At 67.6% G+C, this 16,702-nt stretch carries 18 protein-coding genes; 5 read left to right on the plus strand and 13 right to left on the minus strand.

The annotated features are described in order from the left end of the window. Nucleotides 1-18: 18 nt before the first annotated feature. From queC to prmB, 11 genes are all read right to left on the minus strand, one after another. On the minus strand, nt 19-705 hold the full coding sequence (gene queC, locus F816_RS0103985; protein ID WP_019593640.1) for a 7-cyano-7-deazaguanine synthase QueC: 687 nt from the start codon (nt 703-705) through the stop codon (nt 19-21). A gap of 1 nt (nt 706) precedes the next feature. Then, nucleotides 707-1,402, minus strand: a complete 696-nt coding sequence (gene queE, locus F816_RS0103990) for a 7-carboxy-7-deazaguanine synthase QueE (RefSeq protein WP_019593641.1) — start codon at nt 1,400-1,402, stop codon at nt 707-709. Continuing rightward, nucleotides 1,399-2,241 (minus strand): tol-pal system protein YbgF, encoded by an 843-nt coding sequence (gene ybgF, locus F816_RS0103995; protein ID WP_019593642.1) that lies wholly within the window; start codon nt 2,239-2,241, stop codon nt 1,399-1,401. The genes queE and ybgF overlap by 4 nt, the downstream gene beginning before the upstream one ends. Nucleotides 2,242-2,256: 15 nt before the next feature. After that, the gene (pal, locus tag F816_RS0104000) at nt 2,257-2,811 is read right to left on the minus strand and encodes a peptidoglycan-associated lipoprotein Pal (RefSeq protein ID WP_018168451.1); all 555 of its coding nucleotides are present in this window, start codon (nt 2,809-2,811) and stop codon (nt 2,257-2,259) included. A 46-nt stretch (nt 2,812-2,857) separates the two neighbouring features. After that, on the minus strand, nt 2,858-4,144 hold the full coding sequence (tolB, locus tag F816_RS0104005) for a Tol-Pal system beta propeller repeat protein TolB (RefSeq protein WP_019628555.1): 1,287 nt from the start codon (nt 4,142-4,144) through the stop codon (nt 2,858-2,860). A 34-nt stretch (nt 4,145-4,178) separates the two neighbouring features. Further along, nucleotides 4,179-5,192 (minus strand): cell envelope integrity protein TolA, encoded by a 1,014-nt coding sequence (gene tolA, locus F816_RS0104010; RefSeq protein ID WP_019593644.1) that lies wholly within the window; start codon nt 5,190-5,192, stop codon nt 4,179-4,181. Nucleotides 5,193-5,203: 11 nt separating this feature from the next. Then, the gene (gene tolR, locus F816_RS0104015; protein ID WP_026333120.1) at nt 5,204-5,656 is read right to left on the minus strand and encodes a protein TolR; all 453 of its coding nucleotides are present in this window, start codon (nt 5,654-5,656) and stop codon (nt 5,204-5,206) included. 3 nt (nt 5,657-5,659) lie between these two features. After that, nucleotides 5,660-6,334, minus strand: a complete 675-nt coding sequence (gene tolQ / locus F816_RS0104020; protein WP_019593646.1) for a protein TolQ — start codon at nt 6,332-6,334, stop codon at nt 5,660-5,662. A gap of 32 nt (nt 6,335-6,366) precedes the next feature. After that, nucleotides 6,367-6,786: a tol-pal system-associated acyl-CoA thioesterase gene (gene ybgC / locus F816_RS0104025; protein WP_019593647.1), complete on the minus strand. Its 420-nt coding sequence runs from the start codon at nt 6,784-6,786 to the stop codon at nt 6,367-6,369. Continuing rightward, nucleotides 6,783-7,826 carry a Holliday junction branch migration DNA helicase RuvB gene (gene ruvB / locus F816_RS0104030; protein ID WP_038085287.1) on the minus strand — a complete coding sequence of 348 codons (1,044 nt, stop codon included), beginning with the start codon at nt 7,824-7,826 and terminating at the stop codon, nt 6,783-6,785. Before ruvB ends, ybgC begins: the two co-directional genes overlap by 4 nt. 88 nt (nt 7,827-7,914) lie before the next feature. After that, nucleotides 7,915-8,811, minus strand: a complete 897-nt coding sequence (prmB, locus tag F816_RS0104035; RefSeq protein WP_019593649.1) for a 50S ribosomal protein L3 N(5)-glutamine methyltransferase — start codon at nt 8,809-8,811, stop codon at nt 7,915-7,917. 78 nt (nt 8,812-8,889) lie between these two features. On the opposite strand from prmB, the gene asd reads away from it, so the two are divergent. Next, complete coding sequence (asd, locus tag F816_RS0104040) at nt 8,890-9,744, plus strand: archaetidylserine decarboxylase (protein WP_019593650.1); 855 nt, start codon at nt 8,890-8,892, stop codon at nt 9,742-9,744. A 97-nt stretch (nt 9,745-9,841) separates the two neighbouring features. On the opposite strand, the gene F816_RS0104045 is transcribed toward asd, so the two are convergent. Further along, complete coding sequence (locus tag F816_RS0104045; protein ID WP_018938873.1) at nt 9,842-10,597, minus strand: DUF3581 family protein; 756 nt, start codon at nt 10,595-10,597, stop codon at nt 9,842-9,844. Between the two features lie 43 nt (nt 10,598-10,640). Beyond that, nucleotides 10,641-12,530: a DNA helicase RecQ gene (recQ, locus tag F816_RS0104050; protein ID WP_019593651.1), complete on the minus strand. Its 1,890-nt coding sequence runs from the start codon at nt 12,528-12,530 to the stop codon at nt 10,641-10,643. A gap of 202 nt (nt 12,531-12,732) precedes the next feature. On the opposite strand from recQ, the gene F816_RS0104055 reads away from it, so the two are divergent. From F816_RS0104055 to F816_RS0104070, 4 genes are all read left to right on the plus strand, one after another. Continuing rightward, nucleotides 12,733-13,194 carry a c-type cytochrome gene (locus F816_RS0104055; protein ID WP_019593652.1) on the plus strand — a complete coding sequence of 154 codons (462 nt, stop codon included), beginning with the start codon at nt 12,733-12,735 and terminating at the stop codon, nt 13,192-13,194. 5 nt (nt 13,195-13,199) lie between these two features. Beyond that, nucleotides 13,200-14,201: an SgcJ/EcaC family oxidoreductase gene (locus F816_RS0104060; protein WP_019593653.1), complete on the plus strand. Its 1,002-nt coding sequence runs from the start codon at nt 13,200-13,202 to the stop codon at nt 14,199-14,201. A 77-nt stretch (nt 14,202-14,278) separates the two neighbouring features. Then, a complete protein-coding gene (locus F816_RS0104065; protein WP_019593654.1) occupies nt 14,279-14,677 on the plus strand; it encodes a hypothetical protein in 399 nt (132 codons plus the stop codon). Nucleotides 14,678-14,780: 103 nt separating this feature from the next. Continuing rightward, the gene (locus F816_RS0104070; protein ID WP_019593655.1) at nt 14,781-16,601 is read left to right on the plus strand and encodes an ABC transporter ATP-binding protein/permease; all 1,821 of its coding nucleotides are present in this window, start codon (nt 14,781-14,783) and stop codon (nt 16,599-16,601) included. Nucleotides 16,602-16,702: the final 101 nt, after the last annotated feature.

Raw genomic sequence — 16,702 nt, forward strand, 5'->3', positions numbered from 1 at the left:
GCATTCCGGGGCCGCGGATCAGTCGGGGACATAGCGGGTCGGGTCGGGGACACCGGCGGCCGCGAAGCCCTCGCGGCGGATGCGGCAGCTGTCGCAGCGCCCGCATGCGCGGCCGTCGGCGTCGGCCTGGTAGCAGCTGACCGTCTGGCTGTAGTCGACCCCGAGGCGGACCCCGGCCTGGATGATCTCGGCCTTGGACCAGTGCATCAGCGGCGCCCGCACCTCCCAGGGCGTGCCCTCCACCCCGCTGCGGGTCGCCACCCGGGCGAGGTCGCGGAAGGCCTCGATGAAGGCCGGACGACAATCCGGGTAGCCGGAGTAGTCCACCGCATTGGCCCCCACATACAGCAGGCGCGCGTCCAGGGTCTCGGCAAACCCCAGGGCGAGCGCCAGAAATACCGTGTTGCGTGCCGGCACGTAGGTCACGGGGATGCCCTCGGTCGGTGCCGTGGGCACGGCGATCGCGGCGTCCGTCAGTGCGGACCCACCAATCGCACTCAGATCCACCGCCACTACGCGGTGATCCGCCACGCCCTGGGCAGCGGCTACGCGCCGCGCGGCGTCCAGCTCCGTGTGATGGCGTTGACCGTAGTCGATCGACAGGGCGTGACAGTCCAGCCCCTCGGCGCGGGCCATGGCCAGGCACGTCGCCGAGTCGAGCCCGCCCGAGAGCAGCACCACGGCCTTCTCTGCGCGCTCGCTCATCTCAGCGCCCTGGCTGGTCGCCCCAGAGGAGCTTGTGCAGCTGCATCTGAAAGCGAACCGGGAGGCGTTCCGCGATGATCCAGTCGGCCAGGGCCCTCGGTTCCAGTTCGCCGTACACCGGCGAGAACAGGACCTCGACCTCCGGGGCCAGCCCCAGACGCTCCAGCTCGCCTCGCGCCCAGTCAAAGTCCTCGCGCCCGGCCAGCACGAACTTCAGCTGGTCGCCGGCCTTCAGCCGGGGGATATTTTCAGGGCGATTGCGAGCGGACTCCTGCGAGGCCGGCGCCTTCCAGTCCATCACGATGGCCACCCGCGGATCGACACCCGCGATCGCCATCGCCCCGCTGGTCTCCAGCGAAACGCTGAAACCGGCATCGCACAGGCACTCCAGCAGCGGCAGGCAGCCCGGCTGCGCGAGCGGCTCGCCACCCGTCACGCAGACATGCCGAACCCCGGCGCGCCCGACCCAGTCGAGGATCGTCGCCAGCATCAGGGCCTCGCCACCCTCGAAGGCGTATTCGCTGTCACACCAGCGACAGCGCAGCGGGCAACCGGTCAGGCGCACGAAGGCGGTGGGCCAGCCCACCTGCGCCGCCTCCCCCTGCAGGGAGACGAACATCTCGGTGATCCTCAGCCGCACCGCGGCCGGATCGATCACCCCGGCGCCCCGGGCATCGCGCAGCGTGTCCGTGGTCATTGGCTGTCTTCGATCCGCCGCAGGCGCTCACGGGCCAGGCGATCCAGGGTGGTCCCACCGTAATCGGCCCGTACCGCCTCCAGCGCCTCGCGCGCCGCGTCGAAGTTCTGCAGTTCGTAGTGGGCGTAGCCGATCTTCAGCAGGGCATCGCCACCCTTGTCGCTTTCGGGGAAATCCTCTCGCAGCCGCTCGAAATCCTCCAGCGCTGCTTCGAACTCGCCGCTGGCGTATTTCGCCTCGGCCAGCCAGTACCAGGCATTGGCGGTGAAGTTGCCCTCGGGGTAGTCCTCGATGAACTGTTCCAGCTTGCGCATGGCCGTGGTGTAATCCCCGGCCATCAGGTCGTCAAACGCCGCCTGATAGGCGGCCTGCTCGTCCGCTTCCGGCAGGTCCAGTTCGACCACTTCCTCCCGCGGCGCGGCATCCGTGGCTACCGCCCCGCTCTCGAACGCGCCCACCCGCTCATCCAGATGACGGAACTGATCGCGCTGTCGGGTGCTGAGACGGTTCATCTCGTGGCGCAGGGTTTCCACCTCGCCGCGCAGTTCGCGCAGATCCCGACTCAGCGACTCGGAGACCTGCAGCAGTTCGTTCATCGCACTGGAATCCAGCACCCGCTCGACACGCTCGAGGCGGCGTTCGAGCTGGCGGATCTGCGACTGGGTGGCGAACACCGTATCGTCCTGGGCCCCGGCCGTGCCCGGCACCAGGGCCAGCGGGGCCAGGGCAACCGTTACGGCCAGAATGACGCCAAAAAGAAGGCCCGGACGTCCCGGGCACCGAAACAGAAATGCCCCCGAGGGGGCATTTCCGCAAGACTTGTCGAGCTTTGATTGCATCTGGCTTCCCGTCGCTTAGCGCCGGGATTCGTAGACCAGCTCGACCCGGCGATTCTTGGCCCAGGCCTCCTCGTTCTGCTGGAAGGCCACCGGCATCTCTTCACCATAACTGATGACCTCGAGCTGGTCATCCGAGGCGCCGTTCAGATTCAGCACCCGGCGCACCGACTGCGCCCGGCGTTCGCCCAGAGCCAGGTTGTACTCGCGCGTGCCGCGCTCGTCGGTATGCCCTTCCAGACGCAGGCGCGCACCCGAATTCTGCGAGAGATAGGCGGCATGCGCCTCCAGCATCGGCATGTATTCGGACTTGACCTCGTCGCGGTCGAACTCGAAATACACCAGGCGTTCGGCCAGCGGGCTTTCCGGGTCGTCCAGGGCCGCCGCGTCGAAATCGCGATCTCGACCCAGGCCGCGGGCCTCGGCGGCCTCGCGTTCGGCACGCGCCTGTTCGGCGGCCGCCTCGCGCTCGGCGGCTCGTTCGGCATCCTCGGCATCGCGCGTTGGTGTGGCACAGGCCGACAGGGCCGCAATGACGACAGCCGCAAGGGCCAGGCGAAACAGGTTATTCATGGCGTTCATTTCCTCGAAAAAGGGACAGTAAATAGGTCCGGGGACATCAGTTCAGGGGCGACCAGGCAGGTTCGCGCACCTCGCCTTCGCGGGCGGCCAAACGCTGGTGCACCTGGCCGTCGCGACTGACGGAGCCGAGCACGCCTCGCCCCCCATCCGTCATGGCATACAGAATCATGCTGCCATTGGGTGCAAAGCTTGGCGACTCTGCATCGCGCCCGTCCGTGAGGCGCGTCACACGGCGATCATCCAGATCCAGACGCGCCAGCTGAAATCCGCCATCGCCCCCATGGACGTACACCAATGAGCGACCATCCGGGGAAATCGTGGCCGCCGCCGCGTAGCCGCTCTCGAAGGTGAGACGGCGCGCATTGCCACCGCTGGCCGGCTGGGCATAGATCTGCGGCGCGCCCGCACGGTCGGAGGTGAAGTAGATGGTGTCGCCGTCGGGTGACCAGACCGGCTCGGTCTCGATCGCGCTGGAGCGCGTGAGTTGACGCAGATCGCCTGAGGCCAGATCCATCACGTAGATATTCGGCGAGCCGTCGCGCGAAAGGCTCAGCGCCAGCTGGCGGCCGTCCGGGGACCAGGCCGGGGCGCTGTTAATGCCGGTAAAACTCGCGATCCGGTTGCGCTCGCCGGTCTCCACATTCTGACGGAAGACCTCGGAGCGGCGATTCTCGAAGGAGACGTAGACCAGCTCACGACCGTCCGGCGACCAGTCCGGCGACATGATCGGATCCCGCGACCGGAACAGGGTGCGCGGATTGGCGCCGTCGGAGTCGGCGACCTCCAGGCGAAACTCGCGCGAGTCGTTGCGGCGCTCGACGCTGACAAACGCGATACGCGCGCTGAAGGCACCCGGGTCTCCGGTGATCTGCTCGTAGACGATATCCGACACGCGATGCGCGCCGCGGCGCAGCATGTCCGCCGGCACCGGGATGCGCCAACCGCCCAGGCGTTCCTCGGCCAGCACGTCGAACACGTGGAACTCGACCATCACGTTGTCGCCGTCGGGGCGCATGGAGCCGACCACCAGGTACTCCAGACCCGCCTCGGCCCAGGGCTGGGCAAGGAAGTCGGCTGGGCCCGAGGGTGCTTGGGGCAAACCGTCGCGTTCGACGTCAAACAGCCCGCTCCGGGTCAGGTTCGCGGCCAGGATCTGGTCCACATCCTCGCCCGGACGCCCGTCGCCGTCCCAGGTGAACGGAGCCACGGCCACCGGGATCGCGCCGGTCACCCCCTCGGTCACCGTCACTTCCAGTACCGCCTGGGCCTGCGCCGACCAAAGCAGCGCCAACCCCAGCAGCATCGTATGAATCATTCGTTGCATGTGTTTCCTCGTGGACCGGCTTGCGGCGGCCCGGTCAGTCGGGCTCGAAGCGGATGAGCACCCCGCCGCGCACGGCATCCGCATCCGGCGGGCGCGGCAGCGACGACAGGCGATCCATGGTCTGACGGACCGAGTCGCAGAAGGCGGGCCCGCCGGAGCAGCTCTCGATGTCGAAATTGATGATACGCCCGGTCTCGTTGACGCGCACGAGAACGATGGCACGATCCGAGGCATCCAGCCCCGATGGCTGGCGCCAGCGTCGCTGCACCACCGATTGCACCTGCGCGCGCCATTCGTTCAGCTCGCGATCCGCCTGTGCCTGGCGTTCCGCGGCCTCGCGCCGGGCCTGCGCCTCGGCCATGCGCTCCTGCTCGCGCTCCATCGCCTCGCGGCGGCGCTGCTCTTCCAGTTCGCGCTCCTGCTCGGCGCGACGCTCGGCCTCTTCCCGTTCGCGGCGTTCGGCCGCCTCGCGCTCGCGGCGCTCCGCCTCTTCCTGCGCCTGACGTTCCGCTTCCTCGCGCTCCCGCCGTTCCGCCGCCTCACGCTCACGCGCCTCCTCGGCATCGCGGCGGGCCTGTTCCGCAGCCTCGCGCTCCTGGCGGATACGCTCGCGTTCGGCCTCGGCCTCCTCGCGCGCCTGGCGCCGCTCCTCCTCGGCCTCGCGGCGGGCCTGCTCGGCATCCTCCAGGGCCTGCTGGCGCGCGCGCTCCTGTTCCTCGCGGCGGCGTTGCTCCTCGGCCTGGCGGCGCTCTTCCTCGCGCCGGGCCTGTTCCTCGGCGCGGCGGCGTTCCTCTTCGGCGCGCAACTGCTCGGCGACCTGTTCCTGTTCGGCGACCTCGCGCTCGTGTTCGATGCGATCGAAGGTCTCGGCATCCACCGCGACCGCGTCGATCACCTCGATGTCCTCCTGCACGGCGATCTCGACCGCGGCACGGGTGGAGGTAGGCGACATCAGGCTGACGTTCAGCAGCAACGCCGCGAACAGCACGCCATGCAGAAGCAGGACGAGGAGCAGGCTGACGGGATGACGGCGCAGGAGCTCGAACACGGCGGGGCGGCTCAGTCCTGGTTATCGCGCGGCGGCTCGGTGATCAGCCCGACCCGGCCGCCTCCGGCGCGTTGCAGGGAAATCATGGCATCGATCACACGGCCATAGTCCACATTGCGATCACCGCGCACGAAGGTCTGGGTACCCGGGTTCTCGGCCAGGAACTCGCGCACGATCTCGGTCATCTCCTGCGGCGCCAGCGGCTCGTTTACATGCGGGCCCTGGTTCAGACTCATGGCCCCGGCGGCGTCTACCGTCACCACCAGTGGCTCGGCCGCCTGCGGGTCCTCTTCCATGGCCTCGGCGTCGGCCTCCGGCAGGTCGACCTCCACGCCCTGTTGCAGCATCGGCGCGGTGATCATGAAGATGATCAGCAGGACCAGCATCACGTCGATGAACGGCACGACGTTGATCTGCGACATGGGCCGCCGGAGGCGGCGGCTATTGCGACGCGACTCGGCCATGGCTCAGGCCGGCGCCCCGGAGGCGCCTTCGGCAGGCTTGCCCGCGCCCTGGCGATTCAGCAGGGCCACAAACTCGTCGCTGAAGTTCTCCAGCCGCGAGGCCACGCGATCGACGTCCCCGGCAAAGCGGTTATAGGCGATCACCGCGGGGATGGCGGCGAACAGCCCCAGCGCGGTCGCGATCAGGGCCTCGGCAATCCCCGGTGCCACCATCGCGAGGGTCGCCTGCTGCACCCCGGACAGACCGAGGAAGGCGTGCATGATGCCCCACACCGTGCCAAACAGGCCGATGTACGGGCTGGTCGAACCCACCGTGGCCAGGAACTGCAGATAGCGCTCCATCTCGTCGGTCTCGCGCGCAATGGCCACGCGCATCGCGCGGTGGGCGGGCTCGCCGGCGGACATGCCGTGCTGGCGCGAGCGCAGGAACTCCTTGAAGCCGGAGGAAAACACATGCTCCATGCCGGACATCTCCGACTTGCGCCGCACCCCCTCGTACAGATGCGACAGATCGGCGCCGGACCAGAAGCGCTCCTCGAATTCATCGCTGGCGCGGTGGGCCGCGTTGAGGGAACGCGCCTTGATGATAATCACCAGCCAGGAGAGCACGGAGGCGACCACCAGGATCACCATGACCAGCTGCACGATCAGACTCGCGTCCATGATCAGCTGGTACATTGAAAAGTCGACTGTCACTTGTCCATCTCCCGTTATGCCTTTGTTCCATCCGCCGCACGCAGCGCGTGCGTCACTTCATCGGGGATTGCCACCGGCGCCTGCCGGGCCACGTCCACACAGGCAATGCCGACCTCGCCAGTCACCAGCACCGTCGCGTCACGCTGCACCACCTGCGCGAATTCGATGCTGGCGCGGCGCAGACGCTGCACCCGGCAGGTCACCGTCAGGGCCTCGTTGAAATGGGCGGGACGCTGCATCTCCACAGACAGACGCCGCACGGCGAACACAATTCCGTACTCGGCGCGCAGCCGGTCCTGCTCGAAGCCCAGCGCACGCAGCCATTCGGTCCGCGCGCGCTCCATGAATTTCAGATAATTCGCGTGGTAGACCACACCACCGGCATCGGTGTCCTCGTAATACACCCGCACCGGCCATTCGAAATCCGTCGTCATGGCTGGCGCGCGCCCTCGGCCATCGGCGTCAGCAGGTCACCCTCCTCCGTGCGCGCCAGACCAAACATGGTCAGCGTGCGGCGGGTCGCCTGGCGCCCGCGCGGGGTGCGCTGCAGATAGCCCTGCTGGATCAGGAACGGCTCGACCACATCCTCCAGCGTGCCGCGGTCCTCGTTCATCGCGGTGGCCAGACTCTCGACCCCGACCGGGCCGCCATCAAACTTCTCCACCAGCACCTCCAGCAGACGGCGGTCCTGGGCATCCAGCCCCGAGGCATCGATCGCCAGCAGGTCCAGCGCCTGCGCGGCCACATCGAGCGTCACCACGCCGTCGGCCCGCACCTGGGCGAAATCGCGCACCCGTCGCAACAGACGATTGGCCAGACGCGGCGTGCCGCGCCCGCGGCGCGCGATCTCGGTCGCGCCCTCGGCCTCAATCCCCACGCCCAGCAAGCCGGCGGCGCGATTCACGATATGCGCGAGATCGGGGACAGTGTAATGATCGAGGCGCTGGACGATACCGAACCGGTCACGTAACGGGGCCGAGAGCAGCCCGGCGCGGGTGGTAGCCCCCACCAGCGTGAACGGCGGCAGGTCCACCTTGATCGAACGCGCGGCCGGACCCTCGCCGATCACGATATCCAGCTGGCCATCCTCCAGGGCGGGATACAGGATCTCTTCCACCACCGTCGGCAGGCGGTGGATCTCGTCGACGAACAGGACATCGCGCGGCTCCAGCGCGGTGAGGATCGCCGCCAGGTCGCCGGCGCGCTCCAGCACCGGGCCGGAGGTCTGACGCAGGCCCACCCCCAGTTCGTTGGCAATGATATGCGCGAGGGTCGTCTTGCCCAGCCCGGGCGGGCCGGCGACCAGCGTATGGTCCAGGGCCTCGTCACGCCCGCGGGCGGCCTCGATGAACAGTCCCAGTTGCTCGACCACGCGCGGCTGACCGGTGTAGTCCGCGAGCCGTTTCGGGCGCAGGCTGACCTCCGCCCGCTCTTCCTCGGACCGACTCTGCATATCCACCAGACGTGATTCCATAGGCTCGCAGTATGCATCGCCACCGGCGCCGTTTACAGGGCCTGCTGCCGGGTTTTCGGGCCGGGGTCCGGGCGCGGGTCCGCGTGGGTCAGGCGCTGGCGGGCAAGTCGCGGGCGTAGACCAGGAACACGCCATGCCCGCCGGCCTCGAACTCCAGCCAGATCATTGGCAGATCCGGGAAGGCCGCCTCCACCGCGGCCTGGCTGTTGCCGACCTCCACGATCAGCGCGCCATCCTCGGTCAGGTGCTCGCGGGCCCCGTCCAGGATCCGGCGCACGATATCCAGCCCGTCGCCCCCGGCAGCCAGTCCCAATGCCGGCTCGTGGCGGTACTCGTCCGGCAAGGCCGCCATATCTTCGGCATCCACGTACGGCGGATTGGACACGATCAGGTCATAGCGGTCACCGGCTTGCAGCCCATCGAACACGTCGGACTGCAATGCACGGACTTGTTCGCCCATCTGGTGGCGCTCGATGTTGATCCGAGCCACCGTCAGCGCATCCGGCGAGACATCCGCCAGGTCTACCTGCGCCTGCGGCAGGGCCAGCGCCATCGCGATACCGATGCAGCCGCCCCCGGTGCAAAGATCCAGGGCCCGAGTCACCCCATCGGGATCCAGCCACGGCTCGAAGCCCGCGGCGATCAACTCCGCCAGTGGCGAGCGCGGCACCAGCACGCGCTCGTCGACATAGAACGGCAACCCGGCGAACCAGGCCTCGCGGGTCAGGTACGCCGCCGGCTTGCGGGTGGCGATGCGCTCGCGCAACACCGCCACCACCCGCGTGCGCTCAGCCTCGCTCAAGCGCGAATCCCACCACGACTCGGGTAGATCCAGCGGCAGGTGCAGGGTGTGCAGCACCAGCCAGGCCGCCTCGTCAAAGGCGTTGTCGGTGCCATGGCCGAAGGTCAGCCCGGCGCCGCGAAACTGGCTGGCGCCGAAGCGAATGAAGTCGCGCAAGGTGCGCAATCCGGTGGTTGAATCCATGCCCGGTCTTTCCGTTGCGTGCGGGGGCGGTCATCATACCGCCTCGATGTCACTGTGTACGCCCGAACGAGATCCCGCATGAGCAAGATCGATCCCTGGCTGGCGCGCCTGTCGCACCTGCTGCCGCAGCACGCCCTGTCGCGCGTGGTGCACCGTCTGGCGCGCATCGAGTCGCCGCAGCTGCAACCGCTACTGCGCGCCTTCGTGCGCCGCTTCGGCCTGAACATGGACGAGGCCGCGGAACCGGACCTGACCACCTACCCCAGCTTCAACGCGCTGTTCACCCGCGCCCTGCGCGAGGACGCACGGCCACTGGAGGGGGACGCGAATACCCTGGTCAGCCCGGCCGATTCCCGGGTCAGCGCCGCCGGACGCATCGAGGGCGGGCAGATCTTCCAGGCCAAGGGGCATCACTACACGGTCCGGGAACTACTGGGCGGGGAGGACGAGCTCGGGGAGGCCTTCCGTCACGGGCACTTCGTGACCCTGTACCTGTCACCGCGTCACTACCACCGACTGCACATGCCGCTGACCGGCACCCTGACCCACATGATCCATGTGCCCGGACGGCTGTTCTCGGTCGCCCCGCGCATCGTGCGTCACGTGCCGCGGCTGTACGCCCGCAACGAACGTGTGGTGACCTGCTTCGACACCCCGGTAGGACCGATGGCCATGGCCTTGATCGGTGCGCAGAACGTCGGTTCCATCGAGACGGTATGGGCTGGCGAGGTCACCCCGCCGCAGGGTCGCGAGATCAGCGTCAGCGAGTATCCGGACCGCGCCATCACCCTGGAGCGCGGCGCGGAGATGGGTCGCTTCAACTTGGGCTCGTCGGTCGTGCTGCTACTGCCGGAACACCCACTGAAACTCGTGGACCACCTGACGCCCGAGACCGAAGTCCAGGTCCGCGCGGCGCTCGGCCAGTTCTACTGAGTTTTCACCACGAAACGCCCGAACAAAGGCCAGGTCAAGGGCGGATTGACCTGGCCTTTGTTCGGGCGTTCGTGTGCTTCGTAGTGATTCCTAAAGTTCAAGCGTGGGCGCGGGTCCCGGCCGGCTGATTGAAATAGGCGGCCTTCCAGCTTTCGTAGTCGGCGACGAGCCGCTCGACGTCGGCGGCATCGAACGCGCGCAGCCCGCTCAGCACCAGGTGCTTGCTGCCGTCGGCAACCACCGACTGGTCGATCACCAGCTCGTAGTCCAGGCGGATCTCGCCACGCTTGCCGTTGACCGTCATCACCGCATCCTTCAGGCGCGGCTCCGGCACCCCGGCGCTGGCCGCCAGCGGCTCGGGCAGGCGAAAGCCCATGCGCTCGTACATCACCAGCGGGCGCTTCGGATTGACCATCACGCCGTGTTCCTCCATCAGCGGCACCAGCACGTGCGGGAAGTTCTGCCCGGAAAAGCCGACATAGCTGCGGATCAGCGACTCGATCGCATTGGGCTCGTCGATCACCGGCCCGGAGCGTTCCACCTCGATCACGCTCTTGCCGCCTTCGTCGGTGATGGCGAAGGCGTCACCCGGGCTGTCCGGGAACACCAACGGCACGTTGCCACCTACCATGCCGGTAAAGCGGAAGTGCATGTTGGCGCTGGCGCCGTAGGTATCCAGCACCAGGGCGAACAGGAGATCGCCCGGGACGCAGAAGCGCCGGTTGTCGGCATCGTGGATCGGATTGAAGTCACCCGCGAGGGTCTTGGCGAAGTCGCTGCCCTGCTCCGGGGTTACGACCAGCTGACCGTCGCGAAGGCGGTAGAAATCCTCAAGGAAGCGGGTATCGGTCACGCGGTCTCCCCGAACGCATCATTTGGTGTGGTTTTTCGCACCACTATAGCCCGAAATGCCCCTCGATGGCCTTGATAAAGGCATCGCCGTAGCGTTCCAGCTTGTGCTGCCCGACCCCGGAGATCCCGGCCATCTCGTCATGGGTTCGCGGCGCGGCCGCCACCATCTCCAGCAATGTGGCATCGCTGAAGATCACGTAGGGGGGCACCCCCTGATCGCGAGCAAGGTCCGTGCGCAGGCCTCGGAGTGCCTCCCATAGGGCGCGATCCTCGGTGTCCATCGCCGCGACACTGCGGGCCGTATCACGCCGCGCCGGGCTGGCGCTACGTGCCCCCTTCTCCGGACGGGCCGCCTCCTCGCGCAGGTGAATCCCCTCCTCTCCGCGCAGAACCGGGCGACAGGCCGGATCCAGCTTCAGTCCGCCGTAGCCCTCGTCATCCAGGCGCAGCAGCCCACGCGCCAGCAACTGCCGGACCACGCCGCGCCACTGCGCCTTGTCGAGTTCCTTGCCAATGCCGAAGGTGCTCAGGCGATCGTGTCCCAGACGGGTCAGGCGCTCACTCGCCGAGCCGCGCAGCACGTCGATCACATGCCCGGCGCCGAAGCGCTCGCCGGTTCGATAGATGCAGGACAGGAGTTTTTGCACCGGCACACTGGCATCCCAGGTCGCCGGCGGCTCCAGGCAATTGTCGCAGGCCCCGCAGGGTTCCGGCATGTGCTCGTCGAAATATCCCAGCAGGGCCTGGCGGCGACAGCTGGTGATCTCGCAGAAGCCCAGCATGGCCTCCAGCTTTTGCTGTTCGACGCGCTGACGCTCGGCCCCGGCCTGCGACCCCTCCAGCATCTGGCGCAGGGTCACGACATCCTGCAACCCAAACACCATCCAGGCATTGGCCGGCAGGCCATCGCGGCCGGCGCGGCCGGTCTCCTGATAGTAGCCCTCCAGACTCTTCGGCAGGTTCAGGTGGGCGACGAAACGCACGTTCGGCTTGTCGATGCCCATGCCGAAGGCGATGGTGGCGACCATCACCACCCCCTCCTCGCGCAGGAAGCGGGTCTGATTCGCCGCGCGGGTCGCGGCCGGCAGGCCGGCGTGATACGGCAGGGCGGTGACACCCTGCTCCGCCAGCCATTCGGCCACGGCGTCCACCTTCTTGCGTGACAGGCAATACACGATCCCCGCCTCTCCGGCGTGTTCCTCGCGGATGAAGCGCAGCAGCCGATCACGCGCCGAGCCGCCCCGGCCACCGTCCGCCTGGGCGATGCGATAGCGGATATTGGGGCGGTCGAAGGAACTGACGAAGGCGCGCGCCTGATCGAGGCACAACCGTTCGCGGATCTCCTGGCGGGTCGGACCGTCGGCGGTCGCGGTCAGGGCCAGGCGCGGCACCTGCGGAAAGCGCTCGGCCAGCACCGCCAGCTGGCTGTATTCGGGGCGGAAGTCATGCCCCCACTGCGAGACGCAGTGCGCCTCGTCGATCGCGAACAAGGCGAGATCGATGCCTTCCAGGCGTTCCAGCATGCCCGAGGCAAACAGCCGCTCTGGCGACATGTACAGCAGATCCAGTTCGCCGGCGTGCAGGGCCGCCAGCACGGAACGCGCCTCGTCCGCCTTCTGGCCGGAGTCCAGACTGGCCGCGGCCACGCCGTTCTGGCGCAGGGCGGCGACCTGGTCCTGCATCAGCGCGATCAGGGGCGAGATCACGATGCCGCAGCCGGATCGAGCCAGCGCCGGGATCTGGTAGCAGAGCGACTTGCCGCCGCCGGTGGGCATCAGCACCACCGCGTCGCCACCACCGGTCACGTGCTCGACGATCGCCTGCTGCTGGCCGCGAAATTCCGTATAACCGAAGGTCTCGCGCAGGATCTCCAGTAGCGCCGCCGCCGGAGCGCTTCCCTGCGCTTCTCCAGCTGCAAGACCCGAGGGTTCCAATGGATACACTCCAAACAATATGACAGGCGGGCAAGACTGCCGAATGCCCGGCACCGCTGCAAGCGACAAGCCCCGGAATCGCCCGCCACGACCCGCAGGCCGCACCGTTAAGGAGACGCTGATTCGTGTTTGCTTGGCGCATTTCCGTGACAACACCCACCGCGATAAACTGCCAGCCAAATCCCTATTCCCCGGAATCCCGATGCCGACGCCCGCACGCCTCCTGCCTGTTGCCTGTCTCGCGCTATTCACACTTGCCGCCTGCGCCGAGGCCCCGGATTCGGACAGCGAAGGCGAGGCCTCGCAAGCACCCGCCAGCGAGTCGAACGCAGCCTCGGACTCCACGGCGCAGCTCGACTACAGCCTGCCGCCGGAGGATTTCACCGCCGACCCCGAGGCCGGCCGCTCGCTATTCCGGACCAACTGCATGCAGTGCCACGGCGAGGAGGCGCGCGGCACCGACCAGGGTCCACCGCTGATCCACCGGATCTACGAACCCTCGCACCACCCGGATATCACCTTCCATCGTGCCGTGGCCCTGGGCGTGCACCAGCACCACTGGGAATTTGGCGAGATGCCGCCGGTGGCCGGCGTATCCGGCGAGGACACCGCCCACATCATCGCGTGGATCCGCCAGGAGCAGCGCGCCGTCGGCATCGACTGATCTCGATGCCCTCCAACGGCAAGGCCGCAATCCGCCAGGTCGTTCACGGTTACCTCGACGCCTGGCTGCGTGAGCGTGACCTCGCACGCGTACTCGGGTGGCACGCACCGCAGGTCAGTGGCTTCGGAACCGGAGGCGACGAAGCGGCCTTCACGCCCGAGGACGTAGAGCGCATCGTCGGACGCGACATCGAACTGGTCCCGGAACCCTTCGACTACGAGGTACACCGCGAAGACGTCCGCCTCGTCACGGATGAGGTTGCCCTGGTGATGCTGGTATTCGACATGCTGCTCGACACCCGCGGACAACGAGTGCGACTGAACGGGCTGCGGGCCAGCCTCTTGCTGCACCGGACCGACGACGGCTGGCGCCTGGAACACCTGCACGGCTCCTTCCCCGCCAGCGTCCACGATGCCGACGAACCGTACCCGGTCAAGGAGCTGGAGGAGCGCGCGCATGTGCTCGAACGCCTGGTCCAGGAGCGAACACACTCCCTGGAGGCGGCCCAGAGACGCCTGGAACGTCTCGCCACCACCGACCCGCTGACAGGCCTGCACAACCGCATGAAGGCGAGCGAGGTACTGGCCGACGAAATCCGGCGGGCCGAACGTCACGAAGGCCTGCTTGGCGTGATCATGATGGATCTGGACCACTTCAAGCCGATTAACGACACCCTGGGGCATGGTCGCGGCGATGCCGTGCTCACCGAGGTCGGTCGCGTGATCGCCGCCCGCATCCGCGAAACGGACCGGGCCGCCCGCTGGGGTGGCGAAGAATTCCTCATCCTGTGCCCACAGGGCGATGTCGTGGCCACGAGCCAACTGGCCGAGGACCTGCGCCACACCCTTGAGGCCACCGACTTCGACACCGGACACGCGCTGACCGCCAGCTTCGGCGTGGCCCAGCTGAAACCGGGCGAGAGCGCGGAGGCCCTGGTCGATCGCGCCGACCGCGCCCTGTACGCTGCCAAGAATGCCGGGCGCAACCAGGTACAACAGGGCACGTGAACTCGATCCGCCCCCTGTGCGTCCCATCAGTGGATCGCACAGACCGGCCGCATCAAACCGGCAAAAGGAGTATTGCCATGTTGACGCAAAGACTGACCCTCGGCGCCCTTCTGGGCCTTCTGGCCCTGCCCGCCCCGGCCGACGAGGTCGATATCCTGGAGGCCCAGCTGCACGCCGCCGGCCCGAACCAGTGGCGGGTGTCCGTCACCGTGGAGCATCCGGATACCGGCTGGGAGCACTATGCGGATGCCTGGCGCGTGCTCGACGCCGATGGCAACGTCCTCGGCGAGCGCATCCTGCACCACCCGCATGTAGACGAACAGCCATTCACGCGCAGCCTGCGCCGGCTGTCCATCCCCGAGGGGGCCCGTTTCGTGCAGATCGAGGCGCATTGCTCGCAGGACGGCTGGAGTCACCGGCGCCTGCGGATCGACCTGGAACAGGACCGGGGCGAGGGCTACCGCATCCACCGCTGACCTTCCGCGGACGCGGGGATGAGCCGCTACTGAACGCGCGCCCATGTGCGAATTCCGCCGCGCCTCTCTAAAGTAAGCGACCTACCCAGCCCCGGACTCCCCCATGCGCGGTCATTCCAGCGTGCACGATGCGCCCGACGAGGCGATCAACTGGCGCATCGTTCGCTCCCTGTTCCCCTATCTCGCGGAGTTCCGCGGGCGGCTGTTCCTCGCCCTCGGCCTGATGGGCCTGGCCAAGCTGGCGACCGTGCTGGTCCCGCTGGCACTGAAGTACATCGTCGACCACTTCGAGGATTCCGGCACCGACGCGCTGGTCACGGTCCCGGTGGCACTGGTGGTGGCCTACGGCCTGTTGCGCTTTGGCGGCACCCTGTTCGGGGAGTTGCGCGACGCGGTCTTCGTGCGGGTGGCCGAGCGCGCCATGCGGCGCGCGGCCCTGCGCGTGTTCGAACATCTGCATCGGCTGGAGCTGAGCTTCCATCTGGCGCGCGAGACCGGCGGCCTGGCCCGGGACATCGAGCGCGGCACCAGCGGCATCAGCTTCCTGCTGCGCTTCATGGTGTTCAACATCCTGCCGACGATCATCGAGATCGCGATGGTCGCGGTCATCCTGCTGATCGCGGTGGGCCCGATATTCACCCTGACGGTGATCATCGCGGTGGCGGCCTACATCGCCTGGTCGGTGTGGATTACCGAGTGGCGCACCCGCTTCGTGCGCGAAGCCAATCAGCGCGACAACGAGTCCAACACCCGCGCGATCGACAGCCTGCTGAACTACGAGACGGTGAAGTACTTCGGCAACGAGGGCTTCGAGGCCCGGCGCTACGACGAGGGCCTGGCCACCTGGGAACAGGCGCGCACCAAGAACGTCCTGTCGCTGGTGCTGCTGAACTCCGGACAGGCCCTGATCATCGCCGGTGCGATCACCGTAATGATGCTGCTGGCCGCCAGCCGCGTGGCCTCGGGGCAGATGTCGCTGGGCGACCTGGTCATGGTCAACGCCTATATGATCCAGCTGTTCATGCCGCTGAACTTCCTCGGCTTCGTCTATCGCGAGATCCGCCAGTCGCTGGCGAACATCGAGCGCCTGTTCGGGCTGCTGGAGAAGCCCGTGCAGGTCGAGGACCGCCCGGACGCACCGGATCTCGAGGTCACCAGCGGGCATGTGTGCTTCGAACAGGTCGCCTTCCACTACCAGCCGGAACGGCCGATCCTCGCGGACGTCTCGCTCGAGATCCCCGCCGGGCACAAGCTCGCGGTGGTCGGGCCCAGCGGGGCCGGCAAGTCCACGCTCGCCCGGCTGCTGTTCCGCTTCTTTGACGTGACCGACGGGCGCATCACCATCGACGGCCAGGACATCCGCGAGGTGACCCAGCAGAGCCTGCGCCGCGCGATCGGCGTGGTCCCGCAGGACACCGTGCTGTTCAACTCCAGCATTCGCTACAACATCGCCTACGGCGACCCGGAAGCGTCCGAAGAGGCGATCTTGCGCGCGGTCCACCTGGCGCACCTGGACGATTTCATCGAGCGCCTGCCCGACGGCCTGGACACGGTGGTCGGCGAACGCGGGCTCAAGGTCTCCGGCGGCGAGAAGCAACGCATCGCCATCGCCCGCATGCTGCTGAAGGACCCGCCGATCCTGGTATTCGACGAGGCCACCTCGTCACTGGACTCGGGCTCGGAGAAGGCCATCCTGCAGGCCCTGAACGAGGTCTCGGCGCGGCGCACCACGCTGGTGATCGCGCATCGCCTGTCGACCGTGAAGGACGCCGAACAAATCGTGGTGCTGGATCAGGGCCGCGTGGTCGAACGCGGCACCCATCGCGAACTCATCGCCAGGAACGGCGCCTACGCCCGCCTGTGGCAACACCAGCAGGAACACGAACCCACCACCGCCAACGCAAGCCCGAACGCCGGGGACTAAACCCTTGTTCACCACGGAGGGGACAGAAAAAAGGGAAGTGGGAGTGAGATACGGGTATTGATTGCAGCCTGGGTTACTGCCGGTTAACCGCCGCTGCTTCG

Origin of the sequence: Thioalkalivibrio sp. ALM2T, assembly GCF_000381505.1 — a bacterium.
In the GTDB taxonomy this organism is placed as follows: Bacteria; Pseudomonadota; Gammaproteobacteria; order Ectothiorhodospirales; family Ectothiorhodospiraceae; genus Thioalkalivibrio; species Thioalkalivibrio versutus.